Annotated in this window: 25 protein-coding genes and 1 CRISPR repeat array; of the genes, 5 read left to right on the top strand and 20 right to left on the bottom strand. The window is 32.4% G+C overall.

The window, feature by feature from the left end:
- Nucleotides 1–770 precede the first annotated feature (770 nt).
- The 3 genes from EQM13_RS10045 to EQM13_RS10055 all read left to right on the top strand — a co-directional run bounded on the left by EQM13_RS10045 (nucleotide 771) and on the right by EQM13_RS10055 (nucleotide 2,430).
- Nucleotides 771–971 (top strand): cold-shock protein, encoded by a 201-nt coding sequence (locus tag EQM13_RS10045; protein ID WP_071138429.1) that lies wholly within the window; start codon nucleotides 771–773, stop codon nucleotides 969–971.
- A 173-nt stretch (nucleotides 972–1,144) separates the two neighbouring features.
- Entirely contained in the window at nucleotides 1,145–1,261 is a 117-nt protein-coding gene (locus EQM13_RS19030) for a beta-galactosidase (RefSeq protein ID WP_200795935.1), read from the top strand.
- Nucleotides 1,262–1,695: 434 nt separating this feature from the next.
- Nucleotides 1,696–2,430 carry a metallophosphoesterase family protein gene (locus EQM13_RS10055; protein WP_128752576.1) on the top strand — a complete coding sequence of 245 codons (735 nt, stop codon included), beginning with the start codon at nucleotides 1,696–1,698 and terminating at the stop codon, nucleotides 2,428–2,430.
- Between the two features lie 249 nt (nucleotides 2,431–2,679).
- Nucleotides 2,680–2,972: direct repeats of the CRISPR family, unit length 30 nt; unit sequence ATTTCAATACATCCTATGTTAAGGTTCAAC.
- Nucleotides 2,973–3,293: 321 nt separating this feature from the next.
- On the opposite strand, the gene EQM13_RS10060 is transcribed toward EQM13_RS10055, so the two are convergent.
- From EQM13_RS10060 to EQM13_RS10120, 13 genes are all read right to left on the bottom strand, one after another.
- Nucleotides 3,294–3,776, bottom strand: coding sequence for a PTS sugar transporter subunit IIA (locus EQM13_RS10060; protein WP_128752577.1), 483 nt, complete (start codon nucleotides 3,774–3,776; stop codon nucleotides 3,294–3,296).
- Nucleotides 3,777–3,798: 22 nt separating this feature from the next.
- On the bottom strand, nucleotides 3,799–4,449 hold the full coding sequence (locus EQM13_RS10065; protein ID WP_128752578.1) for a ribulose-phosphate 3-epimerase: 651 nt from the start codon (nucleotides 4,447–4,449) through the stop codon (nucleotides 3,799–3,801).
- A gap of 95 nt (nucleotides 4,450–4,544) precedes the next feature.
- Nucleotides 4,545–5,366: a BtpA/SgcQ family protein gene (locus EQM13_RS10070; protein WP_071138425.1), complete on the bottom strand. Its 822-nt coding sequence runs from the start codon at nucleotides 5,364–5,366 to the stop codon at nucleotides 4,545–4,547.
- A gap of 105 nt (nucleotides 5,367–5,471) precedes the next feature.
- Entirely contained in the window at nucleotides 5,472–6,824 is a 1,353-nt protein-coding gene (locus tag EQM13_RS10075) for a PTS galactitol transporter subunit IIC (protein WP_071138424.1), read from the bottom strand.
- A gap of 13 nt (nucleotides 6,825–6,837) precedes the next feature.
- Nucleotides 6,838–7,122 carry a PTS sugar transporter subunit IIB gene (locus EQM13_RS10080; protein ID WP_128752579.1) on the bottom strand — a complete coding sequence of 95 codons (285 nt, stop codon included), beginning with the start codon at nucleotides 7,120–7,122 and terminating at the stop codon, nucleotides 6,838–6,840.
- 29 nt (nucleotides 7,123–7,151) lie between these two features.
- Entirely contained in the window at nucleotides 7,152–8,258 is a 1,107-nt protein-coding gene (locus tag EQM13_RS10085; protein ID WP_128752580.1) for a M42 family metallopeptidase, read from the bottom strand.
- 287 nt (nucleotides 8,259–8,545) lie between these two features.
- Entirely contained in the window at nucleotides 8,546–9,325 is a 780-nt protein-coding gene (locus tag EQM13_RS10090) for a DeoR/GlpR family DNA-binding transcription regulator (protein ID WP_128752581.1), read from the bottom strand.
- 199 nt (nucleotides 9,326–9,524) lie between these two features.
- Complete coding sequence (locus EQM13_RS10095; RefSeq protein ID WP_128752582.1) at nucleotides 9,525–10,295, bottom strand: creatininase family protein; 771 nt, start codon at nucleotides 10,293–10,295, stop codon at nucleotides 9,525–9,527.
- Nucleotides 10,296–10,572: 277 nt separating this feature from the next.
- Nucleotides 10,573–11,280: an ABC transporter ATP-binding protein gene (locus EQM13_RS10100; RefSeq protein ID WP_128752583.1), complete on the bottom strand. Its 708-nt coding sequence runs from the start codon at nucleotides 11,278–11,280 to the stop codon at nucleotides 10,573–10,575.
- Nucleotides 11,258–12,058, bottom strand: coding sequence for an ABC transporter ATP-binding protein (locus tag EQM13_RS10105; protein WP_128752584.1), 801 nt, complete (start codon nucleotides 12,056–12,058; stop codon nucleotides 11,258–11,260). Before EQM13_RS10105 ends, EQM13_RS10100 begins: the two co-directional genes overlap by 23 nt.
- A gap of 17 nt (nucleotides 12,059–12,075) precedes the next feature.
- A complete protein-coding gene (locus tag EQM13_RS10110; RefSeq protein ID WP_128752585.1) occupies nucleotides 12,076–13,035 on the bottom strand; it encodes a branched-chain amino acid ABC transporter permease in 960 nt (319 codons plus the stop codon).
- Between the two features lie 15 nt (nucleotides 13,036–13,050).
- Nucleotides 13,051–13,923, bottom strand: a complete 873-nt coding sequence (locus EQM13_RS10115) for a branched-chain amino acid ABC transporter permease (protein WP_128752586.1) — start codon at nucleotides 13,921–13,923, stop codon at nucleotides 13,051–13,053.
- A 78-nt stretch (nucleotides 13,924–14,001) separates the two neighbouring features.
- On the bottom strand, nucleotides 14,002–15,162 hold the full coding sequence (locus EQM13_RS10120) for an ABC transporter substrate-binding protein (RefSeq protein ID WP_128752587.1): 1,161 nt from the start codon (nucleotides 15,160–15,162) through the stop codon (nucleotides 14,002–14,004).
- Nucleotides 15,163–15,415: 253 nt separating this feature from the next.
- On the opposite strand from EQM13_RS10120, the gene EQM13_RS10125 reads away from it, so the two are divergent.
- On the top strand, nucleotides 15,416–16,069 hold the full coding sequence (locus EQM13_RS10125; protein WP_128752588.1) for a Crp/Fnr family transcriptional regulator: 654 nt from the start codon (nucleotides 15,416–15,418) through the stop codon (nucleotides 16,067–16,069).
- Between the two features lie 227 nt (nucleotides 16,070–16,296).
- Entirely contained in the window at nucleotides 16,297–16,746 is a 450-nt protein-coding gene (locus EQM13_RS10130) for a DJ-1/PfpI family protein (protein ID WP_128752589.1), read from the top strand.
- A 235-nt stretch (nucleotides 16,747–16,981) separates the two neighbouring features.
- Here EQM13_RS10130 and EQM13_RS10135 read toward each other — a convergent pair whose 3' ends face one another.
- The 7 genes from EQM13_RS10135 to EQM13_RS10165 all read right to left on the bottom strand — a co-directional run bounded on the left by EQM13_RS10135 (nucleotide 16,982) and on the right by EQM13_RS10165 (nucleotide 25,131).
- Nucleotides 16,982–17,224, bottom strand: coding sequence for a hypothetical protein (locus EQM13_RS10135; RefSeq protein WP_128752590.1), 243 nt, complete (start codon nucleotides 17,222–17,224; stop codon nucleotides 16,982–16,984).
- A gap of 381 nt (nucleotides 17,225–17,605) precedes the next feature.
- Nucleotides 17,606–17,821 carry a hypothetical protein gene (locus EQM13_RS10140; RefSeq protein WP_128752591.1) on the bottom strand — a complete coding sequence of 72 codons (216 nt, stop codon included), beginning with the start codon at nucleotides 17,819–17,821 and terminating at the stop codon, nucleotides 17,606–17,608.
- 23 nt (nucleotides 17,822–17,844) lie between these two features.
- The gene (locus EQM13_RS10145) at nucleotides 17,845–18,798 is read right to left on the bottom strand and encodes a sigma-70 family RNA polymerase sigma factor (protein ID WP_128752592.1); all 954 of its coding nucleotides are present in this window, start codon (nucleotides 18,796–18,798) and stop codon (nucleotides 17,845–17,847) included.
- A gap of 291 nt (nucleotides 18,799–19,089) precedes the next feature.
- On the bottom strand, nucleotides 19,090–19,536 hold the full coding sequence (locus EQM13_RS10150; RefSeq protein WP_128752593.1) for an RQC-minor-1 family DNA-binding protein: 447 nt from the start codon (nucleotides 19,534–19,536) through the stop codon (nucleotides 19,090–19,092).
- Between the two features lie 72 nt (nucleotides 19,537–19,608).
- Nucleotides 19,609–21,714 (bottom strand): DEAD/DEAH box helicase, encoded by a 2,106-nt coding sequence (locus tag EQM13_RS10155; protein WP_240662919.1) that lies wholly within the window; start codon nucleotides 21,712–21,714, stop codon nucleotides 19,609–19,611.
- On the bottom strand, nucleotides 21,714–23,042 hold the full coding sequence (locus tag EQM13_RS10160) for a BREX system ATP-binding domain-containing protein (protein WP_128752595.1): 1,329 nt from the start codon (nucleotides 23,040–23,042) through the stop codon (nucleotides 21,714–21,716). Before EQM13_RS10160 ends, EQM13_RS10155 begins: the two co-directional genes overlap by 1 nt.
- On the bottom strand, nucleotides 23,011–25,131 hold the full coding sequence (locus tag EQM13_RS10165; protein WP_128752596.1) for a tellurite resistance TerB C-terminal domain-containing protein: 2,121 nt from the start codon (nucleotides 25,129–25,131) through the stop codon (nucleotides 23,011–23,013). Before EQM13_RS10165 ends, EQM13_RS10160 begins: the two co-directional genes overlap by 32 nt.
- Between the last annotated feature and the right edge of the window lie 88 nt (nucleotides 25,132–25,219).

Raw genomic sequence — 25,219 nt, forward strand, 5'->3', positions numbered from 1 at the left:
TTTAATATTATTTTGCTAAAATCTATTGACTTTAATTAGCTGGTCTTATTTTTTATAAAAATCACAGCAATAAAACTCCATTTTATAATATCTGGACTAAAGATGATATATTGATGAATCAAGTTAATGTCTTGGATTTGAGCGAAAAACAGTACGAATTTACAGAAAAAGCACCCAAAAAAACATTAGGTAAGTATAATATTATAATACCATCTATTAAAAATTGTTAAATCCTTAATAAATGCTATAGGCTATCTCTTCTGTAAATCCAAATTTAATTTATGTACAAATGTATTATATAATTATATAGAAATGGGACTATTTTTAAATATAAATAATAAAGATTTATCTGTTAAGAAAAACGAAAAGAAATGAAAATATAAGATATTAGGGAAAGTAGCCTTAAACAATCGAAGCTGGATAAATAACTATCCGGGGCGATTGTTTAATTATAAATATACAAATCATATTTTCGCTATCTAAGTAACTAAAATTTTCGGACAATTAAACTTACAATTGACCAAAAATAAAGTCTTTTCAATAACTTTAGCGATTTTTTTATTCTACAAGTGTCAAAGACCCGTAACAGATAAAATAAAAAATCCTTGACATATATAAATATCTATGTTATATTATAAAGGTATTATAGATGTATTTATAGATATCACATGTTTTTAGAGATTATATAAGTATCTGTATATATAATTTGTAAAAACATGTGATTTTTTTAAACTTGCATTTGAATATAAATAAAATTTAGGAGGTACCCAATGAGCAAAGGTACAGTAAAATGGTTTAACTCAGAAAAAGGATTTGGATTTATTACAGTTGAAGGCGGAAATGATGTTTTTGTACACTATTCTGCAATTCAAGATGACGGATTCAAATCGTTAGACGAAGGGCAGACAGTAAGCTTTGATGTTATTCAAGGAAACAAAGGCCCGCAGGCTTCTAACGTTAACAGAATATAATTAGTGTTTTAGCTTAAAGCCATTAAAATCCGGGATATCCCGGATTTTAATGGCTTTAAGCATCTTTTTCGGCAAAGCTCAATATACTCAGAGAAATCTGGGACGCGGATATGCGCCTGTTACGCAAAGCAGGCATTAACAGTACCACCATTAATGTGTTTTCGTAAGCAAAAATCCGGCCTTCTGAACACGAATACTATTTTGACGAGCTGGACGAAATAGTGGAGATGTTCAGCCATGAAAACCACGATATTATTTTTGCAACCCCTACGGCAGCGCTGCCCGCGTGATGTTCAAAAAATATCCGGAGGTTGCCCGTACCGATTTTTACGGATATCGTCACAAATTCGGGCAGGGCATCGATTCAGTCCACACTCAAGGACCTTTTTATCTTTGGAACCTTTATCGTACATTGCTGATCCTGAGGTATGATTTACAAACAAGGTAAGATAGCATTAAAACTCCCGTTTATTTGACTAAAAGCCATAATTTCTTGACTAATTCCTATAAATTGTTCAATAATCTCTTATAATTATTCTATAATATTCCAAACATTCCTTCTTACTTTTTTATAAAAATTACTATCGGAACTATTATTTTCTTTGCATTTTAAATAGGGTATAATATATATAAATAAATTCCTGCAACCTTATTTTTTAAATAATATTGAGATGAGAAATTTATTCTCTCGTTCATAAGAAAGGAGAAGTAAACGTATACAAAAATGAAGATACTTTTGATAGGAGACATTCACGGAAATATAGAAGCACTTGATGCTGTTTTAACGAAAGAGGTAAATAAGATAGACAATGTCATTGTACTTGGAGATATTGTGGGGTATATGGCAAATCCCAAAGAGGCCATAGATAGTGTAAAAGACTTTGATTGTATATTAGGCAACCATGATTATGCAATGTGCAATCCAGACATGATTTGGTGGTTTAATTCTGTAGCAAGGCAAGCTTTAACTTGGACTAAAAAGCAATTGAGGGAAGAAGATTTCACGTTCTTAAAGGGATTACCTTTTCAGAGAATTTATAAAAATGAGAATTTTACAGTTGTTCATGGTTGCCTGGGAGATGACCCTTTTGAATATTTATTAGATATTTATCAAGCGGAAAAAAATTTTAAGTTAATGAGTACCGATTTACTATTTGTAGGCCATACACATGTGCCTATAATTTGGCAAGAAGATAGTTTGGAAAATATAAAGGAGCTTACAACAATTGATTATGATAAAGAAATATTGTTAGATGAACATTTAAAATATATTTTTAATATAGGCTCGGTAGGGCAGCCTAGAGATGAAGATCCAAGGAGTTGCTATGTAATATATGATACAGAAAAATATTCTGTTTGTTATAGACGTCAAGAATACGATATAAACAAAACCGTTCGAAAAATCGCAGAAAATGATTTACCGAAATTCTTATATGAAAGGCTGATGTTAGGGATTTAGTTTGTATAAATAATTTTGTGTAATTTCATTCTTAAGCTAACAATTAGTTAAAAAATATAAAATAATAAAATATAATATTTAATCGATAATTGTTTTTTAAAGTTATTTTATATAGTGTTCCTTGCCTTTTACTAGACAATAATTCGCTTTCTAAGCTATCAGTCTTAGAATTTACTTTATTAAATCTTTTCATTATTATCCATTTAAATCAGTCCCTTTTTTTTTATTAATTACATCTTACAAGTTTTAATTCTGATACATCCTATGTTAAGGTTCAACGATGGCAGAATGGGCATATGAAAACGGGTATTACTGATTTCAATACATCCTATGTTAAGGTTCAACATGAATAGGCTTATATACTTTGAACTTATAGAGCCATTTCAATACATCCTATGTTAAGGTTCAACGGTGGCGGAATAAAATGGATAATAAGAATTTGCCAAATTTCAATACATCCTATGTTAAGGTTCAACAACGGGGATACCTTATTCTACATTGTCAAGCCTTTAATTTCAATACATCCTATGTTAAGGTTCAACTACACTAAATTACACATTCATCATTTACATAAAACCTCTTAATACCTGTTACTTTCTTGATTTTATATTTATTTTCCCAACCGTTTTTCATAAATTTATTTATACATATATTATACCTATAAAATATGTATTTTTCAATAACTTAGTCTATACAAAATTAAAATTAGGTTGGGAAAAACCATAGAACAATAATTTGATATTTTGAATTCTATAGTCAAGTTGATTATATTCTGTAGATAAATAGCCCATCTTCTGCCTACATGTATGGGTTTTAACATGGTTTTAAAGATAAAAGCAGCACAGAAGAACCGTCCCCTTGTGTTAATTGTCTAAAAAGGATTTCATTATTTCTAATACTTCCAATTCATTTTTGGCGTTTTTTATTTTCTCTAGCGCATTATCATCTTGGAAAACTTCTGTTAATTTTTGCAACATTTTTAATTGTTCCTTCGGTTCTTTTATAGCTAACATAAATATAATATTTATTTGTAATTTATCATCAGAACCCATATTTTGAAAAGTTACGGGTTTATTTAATATTCCTATAGCAATACTGGTTTTATTTACATATTTCACATCCGTATGCGGAATAGCCACCCCCATATTTTTAGTTGATATTCCCGTTGGGAAATTTTTTTCTCTTTCTATTATTGCCTCCGTGAAACCCTCATTAACATATCCGCATTTCAATAGTTTTGCACCCATCTTTCTTAGTGCATCCTCTCTGTCTTTAGCATTAAAATTCAATGTAATTAATTCTTTGTTTAATGTTACTCCTTTCTTTGCATCAAGTTCATGAACCATATTTATACCTCCATATACTATTTTATAAATCGGATAAAACTTTATTTATAGATTTTATATTTTCTTCTATTTTCCCATTCTTAAAAACTTCTCTGCCTAAAACTGCAGTATCTGCTCCGACATTGTAAATATCGGAAAGTTCAGCTTTAGAAATGCCGCCGTCAGTCCATATTTTAAACTTCCTATGATTAATACGGGATAATTTCTCTACTTTATTAAGCATCTCTCTAATAAAAAGCTGACCGCAACAATCCGGTTCAGCAGTCATTATGAGAACCATATCTATATCATCACTCATATATAATATTTGTTCAATGGGAGTCTTAGGATTAATCGCAAAACCGGCTTTTATGTTTAAAGATTTTATCATATTCAATATTTTTCTTGGATAATTACAGGCTTCAATATTAACAGTTATCGAATCTACGCCAATTTCAGCTAAATCATGTAAATAATTTTCCGGATGATATCCCATTATATGAATAGAAAAAGGTATATCCGTTATCTCCCTTAAATTTTTTATAGTTCTTAATCCAAATGTAATATTAGGTATAAAATTTCCGTCTTCTATATCAATATGAAGATTGTCAATTTTCATATTTTCAAGACGCCTAACTATCGTTTCCAGATTTATTTGATTTGCAGATGCAATTGATGGAGATATATTCAGCATATTATGACTCCCTTCTATAACTTAGTTATTGAAAATACTTAACTCTTTTGCAGCAGGACAAGCATAAATGCTTGTCCTGCTACGTAAGTTTAAAATTAGTTTTTTAAATTCTCCCTGAATTTTTTTACCCTATCCATAAATTCTTTCACTCTTGTAACATCTACCGGATTTTCAAATACTCCGTCTTTCTTAAATGTTGTTCCTACAATTGCTCCGTCAGCAATGCTAAGCTGCTCTTCAACATTATTCAGTTTTACCCCCGTATTGGCAAATACAACTGTCCCCGGTACTGCCTCTTTTACCTTTTTTAGTATCTGCGAATCGGTTTCTGCTCCCGCAACTAATCCGGAAACGCATAGTGCATCGGGTTTTGTATTAAATACAGTTGATTTTGCAATATCAATAATATTTCTATCACCAAGATATCTGGCAGCCTCCGGTACAATATTGAATAGCAGTTTTACATCTTCTGCTCCGATATTATGCTGATGTCTTACTACATCTCCACAATTAGTATTCCAAAGCCCAAAATCGCTGGCATAAACTCCCGTGAATATTTCCCTTACAAATTTAGCTCCTGTCGCTGCCGCTAAGTTAAGCGATTGTTTTGGATCCCAGAGTACATTTACTCCAAACGGTATCTTAACATCCGGCATTAATTCTCCGATAATTCTTGCCATAGATGCAACCGTTTCAGTCCTCACATCTGTTAAATATGGCAAGCTAAATTCGTTTGAAAACATTACGGCATCCACTCCGCCTTCCTGCAAAGCTAACAAATCATGTCTCGCTGCTTCTATTACTTTTTCTATTCCGCCTTTCTTATCAAAAGACGGATCTCCCGGTAATGGCAGAAAATGACACATCCCTATTATAACCTTATCTGTTCCCAATGCTTCAATCGTCCACTTTCCCATGAATAACTCTCTCCTTTACCATTTATTAATAAAAATTAATTCTATAAACTTTGCTTCAATTAAATTTTGGAATACCGAAAAAGAAGAAAAAATATCTTTATTTTATTAATCCATACCTTTCTCATTTGTTGATTCCACTAATTTTTTGTCTTCATATTTCTTGCTTATTATTAAAAAAGCCAATACCAGTAAAACTATAATTACTGCCCCTACTATCCTTAATGACATTATCTTGGATATAATCCACGCAAATATATTCCCGGCGGATAATGCCGTAATAGCTTGTGCTCCTTTTGGAAATGCAAAACCGGTTTCAATTGCGCTTTGAGTTATTATAGGTGCAAATGCACTTGATAAAAGCAGTACAATTGCCATCATTATAGTTCCGCTTATAAGAATTCTTAGAAAATTGCCTTTATGAATTGGCGTTGCCATACAAACAAAAAATGCTGTTGACGCTAAATCCGCAAGGGGCAAAGTAGTATTATTAGGAAGTATAGAAGCTAATATTAACACGATAGGAATTAACAATATCCCTACAGCTATAGTAGTTGGATGTCCCACTGTTATCGCTGAGTCTAAACCAATATAGAATTCACTGCCCGAAAACCTTCTCTGTAGAAATTCTCTGGCAGACTCGGATATCGGTACCAGACCTTCCATAATTATTTTTACCATTCTTGGCAATAGTAGCATAATACCAGCCATAGCAAATGCCATTTCAAGTATGCCTTTTATATCATAATTAACAATTAGTCCAAATAATATCCCTAATATAAAGCCTATAATCATGGGTTCTCCAAATATGCCAAGCTTTTCATTTATGGTCTTTGCATCTGCCTTTATATCCTTTAAACCGGGTATTTTATCATACAGCTTGTCCAACAGTATAAAAACCGGTACCGTTGATGCTGCAAATGCCTGAGGTATGGATACCCCTGGTACCCCAATAACCTCTTTAATTTTGGGAGCACTTATATCTGCTATTTTTAAGGATATAGCCGCATGAGCCGCCGCTGCAATAAAACCATATGTTAAGCTGCCTGTTATAGTACTTACTAAAGTTCCCGTGAATGCATAATGCCAGTAATTCCAAATATCCACATTTACTGTTTTAGTCAACTTAGTAACTAACAGAACTACATTAACAATTAATATAAACGGAATAATTAGAGCGCCAATCTTTGTTCCGAAAGCCACAGCTGCAGCAGCAGGCCACCCTGCATCAATCACACTGAAGCTAAGATTAAATTTTTTCACTAAAATATCTGTTGCCGGTCCAACATATTTAAACAACAAATCAAGAACCAAATTCAAACCTATAAAACCTACGCCTACGGTTATTCCGGATCTAAGTGATTTTGCCAACCCATTTCTAAAGATGAGACCGACAATAAAGATTATTATAGGAACCATAATCATTGAACCCAAGCTACTAATAAAATTGAAAAATGCCATTTAATAAACCCCCTCACTTATTTTTTAAAATCTCAATTATTTTTTTGCGGGTTTCTTCCACACCTACTCCACTAATAAAGGAAATTGCCTGCAGTACGGGCACACCATAATCTTTTTTTAAGTTAGCAGAAGAAATTATTAAGTCAGTATTGTCTTTATGGGAATCTATCTCTGAAACTCTGCATTGAATGATACTGGCATCGATTTTATTATCTTCCAATATCTTTTCTACTTTTGAAGCTATAATAGTTGAAGTAGCAATTCCTCCGCCGCATGCAACAATAATTTGTTTTTTCATTTTGCCTTCCCCTCCCTTCACAATAAAATTTAACTGATAAATCTGAAACTATTAAAAGATTTTATTTCTTTAATGACATTAAGTAATAATTTTATAGCCATATCAATATCTCTTAGGTCCGCAACTTCTATAGGAGTATGGGAATATCTCACCGGAATAGATAAATTCCCGGTAATTATCCCGTTTTCACCTTCTATACATATAAAACCTGTTTCAGTGATTACTCCTGTTATAACCTCTCTTTGAAATTTAATATCATTTTGAACAGCTACCTTTTCAATAAATTCGGTTAATTTATAACTTGGTATAATGCCTGCTAAAGTGCCCCTCCCATGAAAATTCATATAAGTTATTGCAGGCCCTTTTCCTAACACAACATCAGAAGCTGTACAGTTTAATTCCGGGGTATCAAAAGATGGTGTAATATCTATTCCTACAGCTATATCCGGATTTATTTTCCTTACCATAGGCATAATCCCCCTAATATTGAACTCCTCCTGTACACTGGCTACCAAATATACTTCCGAATTTAATTTATCAACTTCTTTTGAAAGCTCTTCCGCTAACCGTAATAATACTGTACATGCCGCCCTGTCATCTAATGCCTTAGAACACACTATATCTTCATTTAGCTCGGTAAATGAAGGTTTAAATGTTGCAAAGCAGCCGACATGTATACCTCTTTCATATACATTCGCATCCGAAAATGAGCCGATGTCTATATACATTTCTTCAATTTCCGGTATCCTGCTTTTTTCGTCCTGTTTCATTATATGATGAGATTTCAGTCCAATAACGCCATTAACTTTTGTACCTTGGGAATTAACTACTACTACATGAGTCCCCGGTAAAGCTTGTCTGTTTACTCCTCCTATTCTTTCAAACCTCAAAAAACCATTTTTCTCTACCTTTTTTATCATAAGACCTATTTCATCCATATGACCAAAAACCAATACTTTTGGAGCATTTTTCACCTCTGATGATATGTGACATACTATATTCCCCAGATTATCAATTGCTACATTATCTGTTATGCCTTTAAACTTTTCGTACATATAGCGAGCTACTTCTTCTTCGTGTCCTGAAACTCCGGATAGCGATGTCAGTTCCTTTAATATTGTTTTTATGTCATTCATTTTCGTGTTACCTCCTTATAATGTAATTTCATTATTAAAGATATTAAATATTTTTCATTTTACTTTTGACATTTTATGATTGTGTCGAATGATATTTGATGATTTTTAATGATATTAATTGATTTATTTTGATTGTATCATAACCTCATTTTCATTGCAAGCGTTTTTTATATCCTATCAATATATTTTCTGATAATAAAAAATCCTCTTTTCTAGTTTAAATCTTAATTTGATTTTCCTAGAAAAGAGGATTTTATTTTGTAAAAGCATAGATTTATTTAAATTATTTATACACTCTTTTTTTCTGCAATGTAGATTTTTACATTAGTATTTCTAAATTTAGATAATTCTTTTTCGGAAATATTAAAGTCAGTAACAATCACATCAACCGAATCTATATCACAGACCTTCGTAAAAGCGACATTCCCGAATTTACTACTATCCGCCAGTACTATTACCTCCTTCGATATTTCAACGATACTCTTCTTGATATTGCTTTCTTCTATATTAGAATTGGTTATACCTCTATCAACATCTATGGCATCTGCTCCCAAAAATGCTTTATCCACATTTAATTCTTTCAAAATATTTTCTGTAAATGGTCCTATTAAACTATATACACCTTTTCTGTGTTGACCTCCTAATACCACTAAATCAATTCCATTAGCTTCACTCAGCACATATGCTATCATCAAATCATTGGTTATTACGGTAATATTGTCGAGATCCTTCATCTGCCTTGCAAGTAACAATGTAGTCGTCCCAGAGTCTAATAATATTGTTTCGCCTTGTTTTATAAAATTAACTGCATATGCACCAATAGCCTGTTTTTCATCAATTTTTTCTTTTTCTTTAATCTCATAAATAGGCTCAAATCGTGTCCCCTTTGTCAAACTCATAGCACCCCCATGAGTCCTGGTAATAAACTTCTCTTTTTCTAACATTCTTAAATCCCTGTTAACGGTTGCCTTGGATACTTTAAAATGGTCACATAATTCCATAATAGTTACCACTTTTTTATCATCTATATATTCGGCCATATTATACAATCTCTCACCTTTTAACATAAACAGATTCTCCTTTTGTTTAATATCACGATTTATGCAATAAATTTGATATTATTTGATTTGTTTTGATTGTATCACAGCCAAACTTTTAAGGCAAGTAACTTATTTACATCATCAATTTTGCATAAAATTCCCATTTATTTGAACAACTAACAATCAAAGAAATGTCAGATTAGAAGAACATTTATAACTGTTCATATTAACTATTTTGCAACTGATTGATTACTTTAACTAAATTCTTTACTAAATGTTCATGATATATTTTTCCCTTGTCTCTTGAAGATTTTGTCGGTTCGCCTGTGACTCCTCCGGCTTTTTCTGCATTTTTTCTTGCTGATTTTACAGAAGTGGGTACATAACACAAAGTATCATGAGAATATGAAGGATCAACGGAGTATAATTCTTTTTCTTCTATCGGGTTATCCGCTGCTTTATCAATTTGTACCAAGTTTTCATATCTGTAAAGCATATGCGAACTTTCTATTTCTTCAGCATGTCCTACCGGTCCGAAACCAAGCTCTTTGACTATATCCTTTGACATATAGGCCGGATCAAATATTTTTATTTCTACATCCAGTTCTCTTTGTGCTTTTTCAGCAGTTAATTGCATCCAAATCACATTCACTATTCTATGACCATTTATGAGCAAAAATTTTTTTATTCCATGTACTGATAAAGATTTGACTATATCAAAAAGATATTCTGACAATATTTCCGGTCTGATAGTAATTGTACCTGGTAATACCATATGATGAGGACTCCATCCAAACCACAATGGAGGCACAATTAACGCATTAGTTTTTAATGCCGCATCTTCCGCCAATGTAATCGCTATATAGGTATCTGTCCCCACGGGTAAATGCAGCCCATGCTGTTCAGTGCTTCCCACAGGTATTATGGCAACTCCCTTGCTTTTCTTTATCAATTCTTTGACCTCTTCCCAATTGTTCTCTTGTAACCAATTTTTCATATAATTTCCTCCCAACAATAAATAATTTATATTAATCAACAAATCTTAATATTTTAAATATTACATTTTCAGTTTACAATGTCATTTAAATTATTAATGTGTTTGAGAATACATTTAATACATTTATTGATATTTAAAACCATGGAAAATAATTTAAAAAAGATAATAACCCATTGTTTAAAGCCATATATAACCTATAAATGGATTATTATCTTTTTTATATAATAATAAATTATTTAAGTATCCCTGTTTTTTCTCCTACTTTTTAAATAGATTGCTATAAGCCCAAATATGCCTTTTCCACTTCAGGATTATTCAATAATTCCTGTCCGGTTCCTTTTAATACTATTTTCCCCAGTTCTATAACATAACCGTAATGGGCACTGCTTAAAGCCAATGTTGCATTTTGTTCTACAAGTAAAATGGTCTTGCCCATATTCTGTATTTTATGAATTATATCAAAAACTTCATCAACTATTATGGGTGCCAATCCCATAGAAGGTTCATCCATAAGTATCAGCTCCGGATTTCCCATTAAGGATCTCCCTATAGCCAGCATCTGCTGTTCTCCTCCGGACATAGTTCCCGCAAACTGTTTATATCTTGATTTTAAGACCGGAAAGAGATCGAGTACCCAAGCCAAGTCCTCTCTTATTATTTCTTTTTTATCTATACGATTGTAAGCCCCCATCTCCAGGTTCTCCATTACAGTCATCTGGGGAAAAATATGTCTTCCTTCAGGTATAAGGGATATTCCCATTCCAACAATTCCGGAAGTTTTCAACTTACTGATATCCCTATTCTTCCAAGTAATACTACCACCTAAAGTTTTAACCACACCCATAATACAATTTAAAGTAGTAGTTTTCCCTGCTCCGTTCCCGCCAATAAGAGTTGTTATTTTCCCTTCCTCAACCGTTAAAGATATTCCGTGGAGTACCTCGGTAGCCCCGTAACCGGCACTAATTTCTTTTATTTCTAGCATTCACATATTCACCCTTTCCTAAATAAGCGCTTATTACATCTTTATTGTTGCGAACCTCTTCCGGTCTGCCCTGAGTAATTACCTTTCCATGGTCAAGCACAGAAATCATATCACATATATTCATAACTAATTTCATATCATGTTCGATTAATATAATCGTATATCCCTTTTCCCGAAGCCTATCTACAATGTTTAACAGATTTGCCTTCTCTGTGGGATGCATCCCTGCAGCCGGTTCGTCCAGAAGTATTATTTTAGGCTGAGCAGCTAAAGCCCGAGCAAATTCAACCAGCTTTTGTTGACCGTAAGACAAATTGCTTACAGTTTCCTGAGCTTTTTCCTCTATGCCCATAAATTTCAGAGCTTCTAAGGCCTTTTCCTTTGCAACCTTTTCATAATGCCGGGATTTTTTGCCATTTATCATAATTGAAAAAATCGGCGTTGGTGTATGAATATGTTGACCTATCATCACATTATCCAAAACGGACATTTCCTTAAATAATCTTATATTTTGAAAAGTACGGGCAAACCCTAAGGAAACAAGCTGATAGGGCTTTACATAAGGTAGTTCTTTTCCTTCCAAGGAAATAGTCCCTGAATCAGATCTGATTAGCCCGGTGATTACGTTAAAAAGAGTTGTTTTACCTGCTCCGTTGGGGCCGATAATTCCATGTATAGTATTTCTATTAACCTGAATATCAATATTATTTAAGACCTGCAATCCGCCAAATCGTACAGAAATTCCCTTTATAGTCAAAATATTTAATTCAAGAGGCATCATATATCACTCCATATTTATTCATTAATCTTATTATTCTTCCTGTAATTCTTTTTTATATTGTCCATAATCCCCACTAAACCGTTAGGCATATATATTACTGTAAAAATAAGGATAAAACCATATATTATTAATCTCGTTCCTTGAAAAACTCTTAAAAGCTCAGAAATAATCGTTAATACAAAGGCTCCGGCGATTCCTCCTAAAATCGTTCTGTTTCCTCCTATAACGGACATACATAAAAATGCAACCGAATCATCAAATGTAAAATTATCCGGACTGGCTACACCAGAGAAAGCTCCGAATAATCCTCCTGCTAATCCGGCAAACATAGCGCTTATTACAAAAGCCGCAATTTTGTAATAGTTTACCGGCACGCCCATAGCTTCGGCAGCCAAATCATCTTCTCTGATAGCGGAAAAAGTTCTTCCTATTTTGGATTTTGCCAGACGGACTGCTATATAAGTGCCAAGAATTACAAAGATCAGTATTAGGTAGAAAAACTGTCCTTCCGATGTTATTTTCAATCCGAAAATCTCAGGATATGGTATTCCGGTAAGGCCAGCCGCCCCTTTTGTAACCGGTGTCCAGTTAAGGAGGACAAGTCTTGTAATTTCGCCAAATCCAACCGTAGCCAATACTAAATAAGGGCCTGATAATTTCATAGCCGGAATACTGATAATCAATCCGCAAGCTGCAGTAGCAACTGTACCAATAATAATTGCAACTAAAAACGGAAAATTAAAATTCATCATCATAAGTGCCGATACATATGTTCCAACTGCAAAAAAACCCGCTTGTCCCATAGATGTCTGGCCTGTATATCCGCTTAATAGATTTAAACCTATAGTCACCAATGTATAAATACCAGCTAAATTTATAATGTGCAAATAATAAAGGTTATTTATATAAAGGGGCAGGGTCAAAATCAGTACACAGACAGCTATCATTAAAAAAATCTTTTTGTTTTTTTTCATTTTAGCACCACCAAACTATACTTTTTGTCCTTTCTTTTTTAGAAATAATCCTGAAGGCCTTAACCACAATACTAAAATCAGTAAAACAAATGTAATAGCATCACGATAACCGGAACTTATCTGTCCGCCTACTACAGCCTCAATAATTCCAATGAAAAAACCTCCTGTAATAGACCCCGGTACAGAACCCAATCCGCCAACTACCGCAGCAACGAACCCCTTTAATCCTATACCTGCTCCCATATTAAAAGTAATGAAGAATATAGGAGCTATTAAAATTCCTGCCGCTGCACCTAATGCAGCACTTATTGCGAAAGCTACCCTGTCGGCTCTTTCAGTATCAATACCCATAATCATAGCGGCATAACGATCCTGTGCAACTGCCCTTAATGCTTTCCCTTCTTTAGTTTGTTTCAAAAGATACTGAAATATGATCATTAATAAAAGCCCTACTACAACTATTAAAATATTCTGCGGCGTTATATTTAAAATTCCCGTAGCTACAGGTTTCGTACTTACAGGCGATGGAAGCAACTGTGCATCAGGGCCCCAAATCATTAGGGCAACATTCCTTATAATAATCGATACACCCAATGTAGCAATTATTACATTAATAGGAGGTGCTTTTCTTTGACGCAGCGGCCTCAGAATCGAATATTGTATCAGTACTCCTACTAAAGCTACAACAGCCATAGAAATAAATAAAGCAGGTGTAAAACCTAAATTAAATACTTGATAAAGTGTGAAACCTACATATGCCCCAAACATTACCATATCTCCTTGAGCCCAGTTAAGGACAGATGAAGCTGCATATATAAAACTATAACTGAGAGCTACTAAAGCATAAATTGCTCCCATAGGCAAACCATTTAAAATAAATTGTAACAAGTCTTTCACTTCCTTTAAATGTTATGGGAAAGTAACAATGATTTTCCTCAAGTCAGAACTGTTTTTATTCATTGTCCGCTATTTAGTTTCAAATGCTTTAATAAGTGTAAATTTGTTTCCATCAATTTTGGTGATTAACAGTCTTTTGCCTATATCGTCTCCTTGTTCGTTAAATGTGGGATTCCCCGTAACCAATTCCAATCCCTGTGTATTTCTTATGGCATCTCGTAAAGCTTCCGGTTCACTGCTGTCAGCCTTTAATACCGCATTTGCTATAATATATACCGTGTCATAAGCTTGTGCACCATGAGGAATCGGATCTTCATTATATTTTTCTTTATACTTCTGAACAAATTCTTTCACTGTGGGAATATCCGCATCCGGTAAAAATGTCTGAGTCAATATTAATCCCTGAGCAGCATCTCCTCCAAGTTCAATCAATTTTTGAGCTGCCATACCACTTGCTCCGAAAAGCTGAACATCAAGTCCCAATTGCTGTGACTGATTGCTTATCAGTGCTGCTTCCGTATATAGACCCCACATAAAGATTGCCTGGGCCCCGTTATCTCTTATCGTTATTAACTGCGGCTTAAAATCTTTATCCCCATTATTATAAGTAGGATTAGCTACTAATTCTAAGCCGTATTTTTCTATAGCATTTTTTAAAAGTTTTGCTCCGCTTTGGCCATAATCATCGGAAGCTGTAAAAGTAGCAACTTTAGTAATGCCCAAGTCTTCCTTTGCATACTTAACTAAAGCATCCGCCTGAAAGCTGTCGTTTGCTGCCGTACGGAAAATCCATTCATTCCCCTGTTCTGTAATTGAAGCTCCGGTTGAACCGGGAGTTATCTGAGGGATTCCTGCTCTTTCTGTAACTACCATATCAGCTAAAGTTGATGAACTGTTGATAGAAGCAATGATTACATTTACTTTGGATTCTTGAATTAATTTATTTGTGGCACTGGAAGATTTAGTAGGGTTCCCCTCATCGTCTTGAAAAACAGCCTCTAATTTCCATTCCCCGGCTAATTTGTTTTTATTAATTTCATTAACTGCTAATTCAACAGCTTTTCGCTGTCCCTGCCCTAATTGAGCCGAACCTCCCGATTCAGGTCCCACAACACCTATTCTTAAAATTTTTTCTAAAGATTCTTGACTGCTACTACAGGCAGTCAAGGTATTGACTACAACAATTAAAAGGATCAATAAGAATATTTTCCCTCTCTTTTTAACATACATAAATCAATCCCTCCTCCATTATCTTTTGATATCTCGCTTTATAATTTTTTCAATTTTATCAACATATCTTATTCTTTATCAAATTCTCCTTTCTATAATAAATTTTCGATATTATTTAAAAAATCTCAATAATGCAAATATTATATTTTTATTGTATAATATTGATTATATTATTAATGTGTTCAGGAATACATTTTCATAGTATTTATTATATAATATTTAAATTAGAAAAACTTCTTATGGGGGTGATTTTTTGTCTATATATAATGCTGAATATACTATAAATTATGAATACCGAAATGTCCTTTTAACTCATTTTAAGGATATGGGTGAAATCATTGATTTTAACAAGGATACTTTAATCGAGTTTGAATATAAAAAATTAAATTATATATATTTAATTCTGAATGGTATAGTTAAACAATTTTTTTTGGATTCCAATGGAGTTGAAAAAACAATATTGATATTAACAAAAGGAGATATGTTTGGTGAAATAACAATGATTCAAAATGATTATGACCGTGTTATTACCAGAACTTATTCTCCTGTTAAGGTTTGTAAAATTAATAAAGATATATTTTATAATTACCTAAAAAATAATCCTTATGTATATGATAGTATTTTATTAATGATTACCACAAAGTTCAGGATATTAATGTACCAGATTTATGACAAAACATATTTGAGTACAAAGGAAAGGCTGTTTTCCCTTTTAAGAAGACTGTCCGTCCAGCATGGTTCCCTCAAAGAAACAGGTTATGAAATAAATTTAAATCTTACCCATGAAGAATTAGCTACTATGATCGGCTCTACAAGGAGTACTGTAACTAAGCTGTTAAAGACATTAGAATCTGAAGGCAAGATAACAAGGAACGGGAAAAAAATAATATTTCATTATAAAATATAGATAAGCAATATGTATTAAAGTTTTGAATTTGAGCGAAGGGCAGTACGGATTTGTAAACAAAACTATTATAAATTAGTGTATAATTAGTAATAAAAGTGAACAAGGGAGGATCTATATGGGAAAAATATTCGTTTATATCTATAATGACATGGCAGATTATGAAATAACCTTTACTTGCTATATGCTTAACGGGAATATTAAACATAAAATCACTCCCGTAGCATACAATGAATAATGTTAAGGCATTATCAGGCCTTATTTATACTCCGGTAATGACTGTAAAGGAAGCAATTGAATATGATGATATCGAAGGACTTATTATACCTGGCGGCAAGAATGATGAGCAGAGACCCGAGCTCACAAAGTTAATAAATAAAACATATAAAAAAGGAAAACTTACTGCGGCTATATGCGCAGGTCCCAGGTTCTTTGCAAAGACTGGGATACTGGAAGATAAAAAGTTCACTACATCACTGTCTCCTGAATATTTCGTAGAACAAAAGAAGGAAGATCCGTTTAACTGGGACAATTTTATAAAACAAAAGGTAATAAGAGACGGAAACATAATAACCGCACCTGGGGTTTCATTTGTTGATTTTACTGCTGAAATAATGGACTTTTATAAGCTGTTTGAAGATGAAGCGGAGAAGAAGGATTTCGGAGATACTTTCAAGTAAAAATTACGTGTTCTGAAATATGCTATAAGTTTTAGCTGTGAAAGCACTGAAATTAAAAGTGCTTAAAGTAAACCCTTTAGCAAAATCCGGAGAAATCCTTCATTGAGTTGCCAAGCCTTCCCTCATTTTGAGTTCATTATTATTTATTATTCTGCAAAAATACACTTCTTCCAAAATATTAATGATACTTTTCAGTTTATAATAATCACTATATATAAAATCTTCTAATAACATTTTAATGTTTACTAAAAATGTAAAAAGCGTAAAGATAATTAGTATAAATCCTATTAACAAAAGATGAATATACAGGAATGAAGATGGCAAGTATAGAACCGGTTTTTATAAAATAAGGTGCTTTTAGTTTTTCTGAGTAATTTTTAATATATTCAATTAAAAATTTAAGTTGATTATCATTTAAATTTTTAACATCAGACTTTTCAATAAATTCTGTTTTCCTCATATTATTAAACTCTATCATATTACTACATCCAAATGTTTTTTTATAACTCTATTGAAACTTTTAGTATATGAAAAAAGATATATAATTAAAATTATAATAATTATAATAATTTTCAAAATATTATTGATCTTAAACGGTTTATCTATAATTGCTATTACAAAACTCACTGGCAATATAACAAATATAAAAATTTTCATAACCGAAGAGAAATTTTTTATTATTTTTTTTGATGAATAAATTTTTTTATAATTATCTAATAACTTGTTAATCACAATAACAACTCCTTTACCCTGCTATATGATAAAATCCTTATCCCCGTATTTTTTCAATTTTCTCTAATTAGTTTTTTGAAATATTATCCGATTTTATTTTATTACTGTGCAGATACCGAGTATTTTATCAGACGATTTCAAATCTACCTACATTTAAAATATTCTGATACATCAAGCACTCATCAAGTTTTACCTCAACCAATGTATAATCTGCCATAACCTTGGTTTCAGGTCGAAATGTTATTTTAATAGTTTTTCCATAATCAATTACTGCACGTCCCGAATTTCTTGACAATGTTTCTTGATTTTTTCCAATCCAGTCAACATTAATATAGACTTTCATATCTTTTCCACCCACACCTTTTTTCATTCATATAATTCCAGCTTGAATTTTTTAGCCGCTTTTCTCAACTTTTTAATTGCCTTCTTTTCAATCTGTCTTATTCTTTCTTTTGTAACACCCAGGATATCACCAACATCTTGAAGAGTCATTCCCTTATCCATATCAAACCCAAACCTCAATCTTATAACTTTGCTTTCTCTTCTGTTCAGTACATCTTCGAACATTTTTTTAAAAATCTTTTTCAATTCTTCCACTTCGAGTTGACGATAAACTTCACGATAAGCTTCATCTTCGCTTACTGCTTTTAAATTTTCTTGAATATCTTCAAAATGAATAGGCGGATTACAGTAACGTAACACCAGAAGCGTTTTTTCATAACCGATATCCAATTTAGCTGCGACTTCTTTTACTAAATCATAGTTGTCTTCAAAAGGTAGTGAATAGTAAGGGTGAATATCGATATAGCGCAATGCCTGATTAACTAAATTCCTAAAACGAGAAGGCAAATGTATAGGCAATCGAACGAATGATTCATGTACATTAATATATTTAAATATCCACAATGATACATATGAATTAAATCTTAAGGATCTAGAAAAATCATATTTCTTAATAGCTTTATAAAGCCCCATTGAACCAATCTGAATTATATCCTCCAATTCACTGCTGCCTTTCCTATGCTCATTCCACGAAATATAAATTACCCTTTTAAGACAGCACAAGAATATTCTTTCGGTTGCATATTTGTTTCCGTTTTTAGATTGTTCCATTAGAAAATCAAACTCTTTCGGTTGCAGAGGAACAATCCTCATTACTTCTTTAATAAAACTTTCTAATTCTGGAGTATCCTTTAACACATCACCGTAAAGCCTATCATAGTTAACCATGACAAAATCTTTGTACCCTCCTTTTTGCTTATAGGCTAAAGAAGGCGAGACAACATTAGGATATTCGTATATTCGGTTTAACGTTTTCATTTTCCGGCAAACCTTTCTTTCTTAATAAACTATTGGATTTTTCAGTTGACTGGCATTAATCTCCATGAACTCTCTAACAACCCATTATAATAATTCTACAATATTCGAAATATTCCTTCTTATTTTTATAAAAATCGCAGCAATAAAATCTTACTTTAAGGTGATATCCCATTAAATTTCTAATAGAAGTTCCATTCCGGGTTTGGCCGTTTTTATTATCAGTAAAACGCTGTATGCACGATAAAACGGCGCCGCATTCTCTGGATAGTAATCCGACGGTATTTAAATTTATCAAAATATTGTTCCTTCTTTTGCTAAATAATCAACAGCCCTCTGAATTTCGTTCTGTACCTTCCTATATTCAATTTCCTTCCAGGCTTTCAGCATAGGTATAAACCTCGCGTTTCCTGTTTGTTTAATTTTCTCAATCAACAACAGTATCATGTCCCTGTTCTTATCCTTTAACTCTTGAACAAAACTGTAGTTTTTATCTTCAAGGAATTTTGTAAATTGTTGGAACAGTTCCTCCGCATATGTTTCCCTCTCAATTTCCCATCCCATTCTTGAGAAAACAAGCATAGGGATCCTGCCCATATATTCTATTTCAAGGTAGCCCTTCTTTATCATCCAATCAATCCTGTTGGTTATTTCCTGCAAAGTTAACTCCCGGTAATATCCATAGACAGGGCATCGGTTTAGCCCATATTCAAGAACCTTTTTGTCTTTGGAACCTTCCATTACTTGTTGATTATATTAAATTATGCTTCTTTTAACGTATCCGCAATATTTTTTTATCCTGTCATATAAAACTTATTTACCACTATATGTCAAATATGATTTTACTCCTTCCAAATCCAACTTATTATTAATCACATATTTAATCTTCAGATTATCCGGTAATAACATCCTGTATTTATTAGAAGATAAATACGATTCTACTATTCCGGGATTATCTCTTAAATATAGAAATATTTCATCTTCAGTAAACTTTCTTTCTATTACTCTATTTATATCTTTCCTTATATTTGGACCACTTATAAAGGTTTCCCTATCATCAAGCTTATAATTTGCTCTATCATCTAACATATTCAGTAACAGCTGTAGGGTCCTGTTTATCTTTGTTCCTTGAAATGTTCTAAGCCCAAATTTATCATTTTTTTCTACCCACCGAAATTTTTCATACCTTAAATTCTCTTTAGAAAGCTTCGATAAAACTTCTCTTATATTTTCATTGTAATAAATCCAATAATTCTCGTTTTCTAATATAACTTTCATTCTGTTTCTTATTTCGTTGGTTATATTAGCACCGCTTCCTAAAAATATAGGAGGATTCCCATCTACAGCTCTATTTACATATATTTTTTTACTTTTCAGTTCTATATCTGTTATCTTCCATATCTGTGCTGCCAAAAATATATTTACCCCTGTCTGTACACCGGGAGACAATGGAATCTCGCCTATTTTTCTTTGGCTGTTATAGACAGAAAAATTGTTTTCCGTTTCAAAATGAGTAAAAAAATCACTGCCCCTTAATAACTTTTCTGTTTCTATACCTGTTATAGCTTCATTTTCCAATATTTCTATATAATTTCTTTTTATTAAGTACTCCAATAACTCAAAATACTCATCGTCTTCTATATCTTGCCAACATCTGAAATTCTTATTTATATTTTTCAGATTTTTAACGGGCATTCCCGTATTTTCTAAGAGAATAGATATTATTTGATGAGCTAAAACGTCATAAGGTTTTATTATGTAATCAAATCTATCTACTAAACCTTCCTCATAAAATGATAATGCAGCCAATCCCTGCAATAAAGACCATTCATCGGTGGCTATAAAATGCAATATGTTTTTTCTCGTTGTTCTGCCACTCCTTCCTAACCTCTGAGCTAAACTTGCTACGGAATGAGGAGCATTATATTGAACTATACTGTCTACCGAACCTATATCCATTCCCAATTCCAAAGTAGATGTGCAGCATATGGTAAACAATTTTCCCCTGCTGCTCTTAGCAAATTCCTCTGCATTGAGTCTCATGTCTTTGCTCACAGAAGAATGATGGGCAAAATATCTGGTATCGGAACCTCTCTGTCTTCCTAATTTACTAAGACCCACCGCGAGCCTTTCCACCTCGCCTCTTGAATTCGGAAATATTAACATAGATTCTCTTTGAGAATAATCATATATTTCTTCCAATGCTTCTCTTGATTCTCTCTTCATGTTTGATTTATAATAACTTTTAGTGGCTTCCAAAGGATTTTGGCTACTATCTAACAATACATCCGTAACCCTGTCACTTATAAAAAAATTTTTAACTTTCTTATAGTCTTCCCTATTCAATGTAGCTGACATACCTATAAATCTAGGTTCCTTTTCCATATATAATTCTATTCTTTCTATTAGAGATCTTAATTGTATTCCTCTGTTGTTTTCTAAAAAACTGTGTATTTCATCTACTATTATCCATTCAGTTCCCCTAAATAGCCCCTTTGCTTCACCGGGTCTTAAAGATAGCATAGCTTCTATAGATTCCGGAGTTATTAAAAGTATACCCCTGGGCTTCTTCAACAGCTTATTCTTCTTTGCCCTGGATGCTTCTCCATGCCAAGATGTAACAGGTATATCCATATAACCGCATAATTCGTATATTCTTCTAAACTGATCATTTATAAGGGCTATCAATGGAGATATATAGACAATTTTAAGACCCGAAGCCCAATCTTTTATTGAGTTTATAGCAGGTAAAAATGCCGCTTCGGTTTTGCCTGAAGCAGTAGGTGCTGCCAATATTAAATTGTTTTCCGTATCATGAACATGTTTTATTGAAGCTTCTTGTATACCTCTTAGAGAATCCCAGTCTTCATCATATATATATTGCCTTATTTCCTTTCGTAATAGGTCATAACCGTTCATTATAAAACCTCGATTTCGTCGTCTTTATTAGCCTCATCCTTAGTTACGGGCATAGATTTTTTACCGAACTTTTCATATATTATATTTTCAGTTTTTTCATCCGGATTCTGCCTTATTAAATCCAAAATTTCCAAATAATCCTTAATTACTGCCCGCGGAGTCAAAAATTCGACTGCTCCGGGCCTATTTAACTGTTCTTCCATATACATTTTTATATTTTCTGTCGTCATAGATATCTCTTCTTTGTAATGTACATTATATATATTATTTAAGTTTTCAAGCAATGTATATATCTCTTCAACGCTTAAAGGCCTCAACGGCAAAACAGTTCTGTTCGTATTTAACAGCTTAAAATCCATACTGTCTTCTGTTCCCAATCTTCCCTTTAATGCTCCATAGCTGGCCATACCACGATTTTCATCAAATACAGATTTTCTTGTGGCTCCTAAATTTACAAACAATCCTCTTGCCGTATTTGATTTGCATTCATTAAATATATTTAATATTCTTTCATAATTTCTTTCTCTGGTTCTGTTCAAGGGCAATTTATATAAATTAACGACCTCATCAAAATTTACTACAAAACCCGAATATCCTATTCCTAAAAACAGCTCAGCTAAATTTTTAACCGCATCATACCAATTATCATCATTTATTATCCTTTCAATCCCCAATTCCCTTTTGGATTCAGTCTTAGTATCCATATCCCCCCGTATCCACCTCAAAGCTTTTAGCCTTAACGCTCTTTTATCTTTTACTATACCTTCATAATATTTAGCAATGGCTTGACCTAATTCATAGGATAAGCCGACCGAATTGAAAGAACTGGTAATATTCAATATTTCATTTTCCACAATATCCTTATTTTCCATCATAAACAATTGATTTACAGGTATATTGTTCTTTTTAGAAATATCCATAATAATTCTGTTTATCCATTCTTCCAATATAGTGTTTATAGCATTGCCATCCTGAAAAGTCTGTATAATTATATTGTCGACTATTTCGCTATACAAAGCTTTCGCCTTTCCGTCAGACGCATAAAATCTCCTTGTAGGGGTTAAATCTACCGTGGAAACAACAAAATTTTTCTGTACGGCAATAGACTCTATAGTTCTAAGCATAAAACTCTTTCCGCTGCCAAAATCTCCTACCCAAAATCTAATGTCACTTCCGCCCTCGATTATAGAATCTAAAATAGAAATGATCTCTTGAACTTCCTCGTTCCGCCCTACCAAAAGATGCTGAATTCCTCTTCGAGGTACTATACCTCCCTCTAAGGCTTTTATAATATTATCAGCTTCCTTTGGATTTACTCTTTGCTTCACTCATAATCAACTCCTTTATCATATCCACATAAAAATCATCTATCTTTATATAATTATCTTCAATCACAATTACCTGGTCTTGTATATATTCATAAAGTTCCCTATTAACATCACTTATAAAAGCATTTAACAAAGTACCGTTATCCATAGCTATTTTTTTGCCTTCTTCGATCTTCATGGGCCCCTTATTTAATATCAAATTTAAGAAATCCCTATACTTAAATGTCAATTTATAATCATATTCCGTCTCTCTTATTTTCTCTTTAAAATTATCCTCTTGAGATTCTTCCTTTTCTTCTTCATCCCCTATATATTCCTCAACAATCTCTACAGTTTCATTAAGTTCTCTCTTTGACTTATCTACCTTATCCATATCTAATTCTATTTTCTTTCTGATAGGTTTTTTAAGCTCCGCTAATCTATTAAAAAGTTCCGGTGACAATACTTCTTTAGATTGAATAATATTTTCATATACGGAGGTATTACCGGGATGAATAATATTCTTCAATAATTTAATATTTTTCTGGCTTAATTTTTCTTCTCTCTCTATTCCGTATAAGCATAACAGCAATAAATTTTCATCATCTGCTTTCTTAATTATCTCCTTTGCTATTTTTATAAAATTTTCATCTTCCTTATAATCAATTAAAATACTCACTCTTTTATCAGCCTCGGCCGTTAATATTTTCTCCGCCCTAAGTTTCCAATCGCCTGGATTCTTTTTAATCATATCCCCTAATATTTCCATTAATTTTTCGCCATTTATACTTGTTTTATATTCTATAATCTTCTTGTTTATATCATTCACAATTTCCTTTGGAAAATATTTTTCAATATTATCTTGTTCATTACCGATATTTAAAACCTGAGTATTAGGCATGACTTCTCTTATGGCGTTTTCCGAGATTTTTATCAAGGATGATAAAATTTTCCTGTTTTCATAATCTGCAAAATATATATATTTACCGTCTATTATATCTTGTAAAGTTTTTTTACTGTTCTTTTCCCATTTTAAATTCTTCTTTAAGCCATTGGATATAATCCGCCAAATTTCTAAGTATAAAATTATAATTTGTTTTTTCGCCTCATGTATATCCCATACTATTGTGGTTCTCGATGGGGTAACATTCAAAACGTTTAACTCTTTCCTACTAAATTCTCTGCTATTTCTAAGTTTCCCATCCATATCCCACCACACTCTTGGAAGTCCTTTTTCCACCAAATTAAAATATGTTAACGTATCTCCTTCCGGCGGTGATACATATTTTTCAAGTTCCTGAGCTTTAGCAAAAACCTCAGCTTTAAGATTTTTGCCTAAATGTTTCTCCAATATTCTATAAGAATATTCGGGATTATAATAATAATTTCTGCTATATGTCTTAGTTACATGCCCTTCAGATATACAATAAATCGTATATAAAATATTATTATAATATCCGCCTTGTTCCCCTATTCTTTTCACTTCCCTATTCAAAGAACTTTTATTTTTTCTTAATTCTCCATCAATAAAATCACAAAGCTTTTTATAAAAGCTAATGGTTTCCTCCTTAACTTGTACCACTTTTATTATATTTCTTTCATAAGGTAAATCCAATTTTTCTATCCAATTATTTGTATTATTAAATACATTTTCCTTCGGTATTTTAACAGGTTCAATATCAGATACTTCAATTATCCCCATTTCATCCGACTCTTTTTTATTAGTTACTTCGATTGCTTTTTCCTTTATTTTCACGTTTACTTTATTTTTCTCCTTATCGATTGAATTCTTTAATTTTTCTGCATATTTATCTTCATTATTATTTATGTATTTGTTCTTCAGCAAGACCATACTTTCGATTATATAGAATATACCTTCTATAAAAGATATTAACATTAAAATACTCGCTATATATACGTTGCCAAATTCTAAAGAAGATACAGAGAGTATGCAAAAAATAGCACCTGTTAATTTTCTTTTCAAATAAAACCTATGTATTCCAAACATGCCCAAAAACATTGACAATATCCCTGCCATAAGAGGATTTCTGTTAATTTCTTTAAATTCCGTTATGCTCACAAAATAATTTTCCTTTTTACCAAATCTCATAAATCATCTATCTCCCTGTTAAATATAATCGAATATCAATAATCTCATCCTCTTAAATTAATCTTATAATTCTTATTAAAGTAACACA

This window comes from Acidilutibacter cellobiosedens, assembly GCF_004103715.1.
GTDB lineage: Bacteria > Bacillota > Clostridia > Tissierellales > Acidilutibacteraceae > Acidilutibacter > Acidilutibacter cellobiosedens.

Bases quoted from the DNA above. Each gene is read 5' to 3' on its own strand.
- EQM13_RS10140 (WP_128752591.1), bottom strand. From the start codon at position 17,821: ATGAAAGTCTATATTAATGTTGACTGGATTGGAAAAAATCAAGAAACA.
- EQM13_RS10155 (WP_240662919.1), bottom strand. From the start codon at position 21,714: ATGAACGGTTATGACCTATTACGAAAGGAAATAAGGCAATATATATAT.
- EQM13_RS10045 (WP_071138429.1), top strand. From the start codon at position 771: ATGAGCAAAGGTACAGTAAAATGGTTTAACTCAGAAAAAGGATTTGGA.
- EQM13_RS10130 (WP_128752589.1), top strand. From the start codon at position 16,297: ATGAATAATGTTAAGGCATTATCAGGCCTTATTTATACTCCGGTAATG.
- EQM13_RS10120 (WP_128752587.1), bottom strand. From the start codon at position 15,162: ATGTATGTTAAAAAGAGAGGGAAAATATTCTTATTGATCCTTTTAATT.
- EQM13_RS10105 (WP_128752584.1), bottom strand. From the start codon at position 12,058: ATGCCTCTTGAATTAAATATTTTGACTATAAAGGGAATTTCTGTACGA.
- EQM13_RS10085 (WP_128752580.1), bottom strand. From the start codon at position 8,258: ATGAATGACATAAAAACAATATTAAAGGAACTGACATCGCTATCCGGA.
- EQM13_RS10070 (WP_071138425.1), bottom strand. From the start codon at position 5,366: ATGGGAAAGTGGACGATTGAAGCATTGGGAACAGATAAGGTTATAATA.
- EQM13_RS10060 (WP_128752577.1), bottom strand. From the start codon at position 3,776: ATGGTTCATGAACTTGATGCAAAGAAAGGAGTAACATTAAACAAAGAA.
- EQM13_RS10090 (WP_128752581.1), bottom strand. From the start codon at position 9,325: ATGTTAAAAGGTGAGAGATTGTATAATATGGCCGAATATATAGATGAT.
- EQM13_RS10150 (WP_128752593.1), bottom strand. From the start codon at position 19,536: ATGGAAGGTTCCAAAGACAAAAAGGTTCTTGAATATGGGCTAAACCGA.
- EQM13_RS10110 (WP_128752585.1), bottom strand. From the start codon at position 13,035: ATGAAAAAAAACAAAAAGATTTTTTTAATGATAGCTGTCTGTGTACTG.
- EQM13_RS10165 (WP_128752596.1), bottom strand. From the start codon at position 25,131: ATGAGATTTGGTAAAAAGGAAAATTATTTTGTGAGCATAACGGAATTT.
- EQM13_RS10135 (WP_128752590.1), bottom strand. From the start codon at position 17,224: ATGATAGAGTTTAATAATATGAGGAAAACAGAATTTATTGAAAAGTCT.
- EQM13_RS10095 (WP_128752582.1), bottom strand. From the start codon at position 10,295: ATGAAAAATTGGTTACAAGAGAACAATTGGGAAGAGGTCAAAGAATTG.
- EQM13_RS10055 (WP_128752576.1), top strand. From the start codon at position 1,696: ATGAAGATACTTTTGATAGGAGACATTCACGGAAATATAGAAGCACTT.
- EQM13_RS10100 (WP_128752583.1), bottom strand. From the start codon at position 11,280: ATGCTAGAAATAAAAGAAATTAGTGCCGGTTACGGGGCTACCGAGGTA.
- EQM13_RS10080 (WP_128752579.1), bottom strand. From the start codon at position 7,122: ATGAAAAAACAAATTATTGTTGCATGCGGCGGAGGAATTGCTACTTCA.
- EQM13_RS10075 (WP_071138424.1), bottom strand. From the start codon at position 6,824: ATGGCATTTTTCAATTTTATTAGTAGCTTGGGTTCAATGATTATGGTT.
- EQM13_RS10065 (WP_128752578.1), bottom strand. From the start codon at position 4,449: ATGCTGAATATATCTCCATCAATTGCATCTGCAAATCAAATAAATCTG.
- EQM13_RS10145 (WP_128752592.1), bottom strand. From the start codon at position 18,798: ATGAAAACGTTAAACCGAATATACGAATATCCTAATGTTGTCTCGCCT.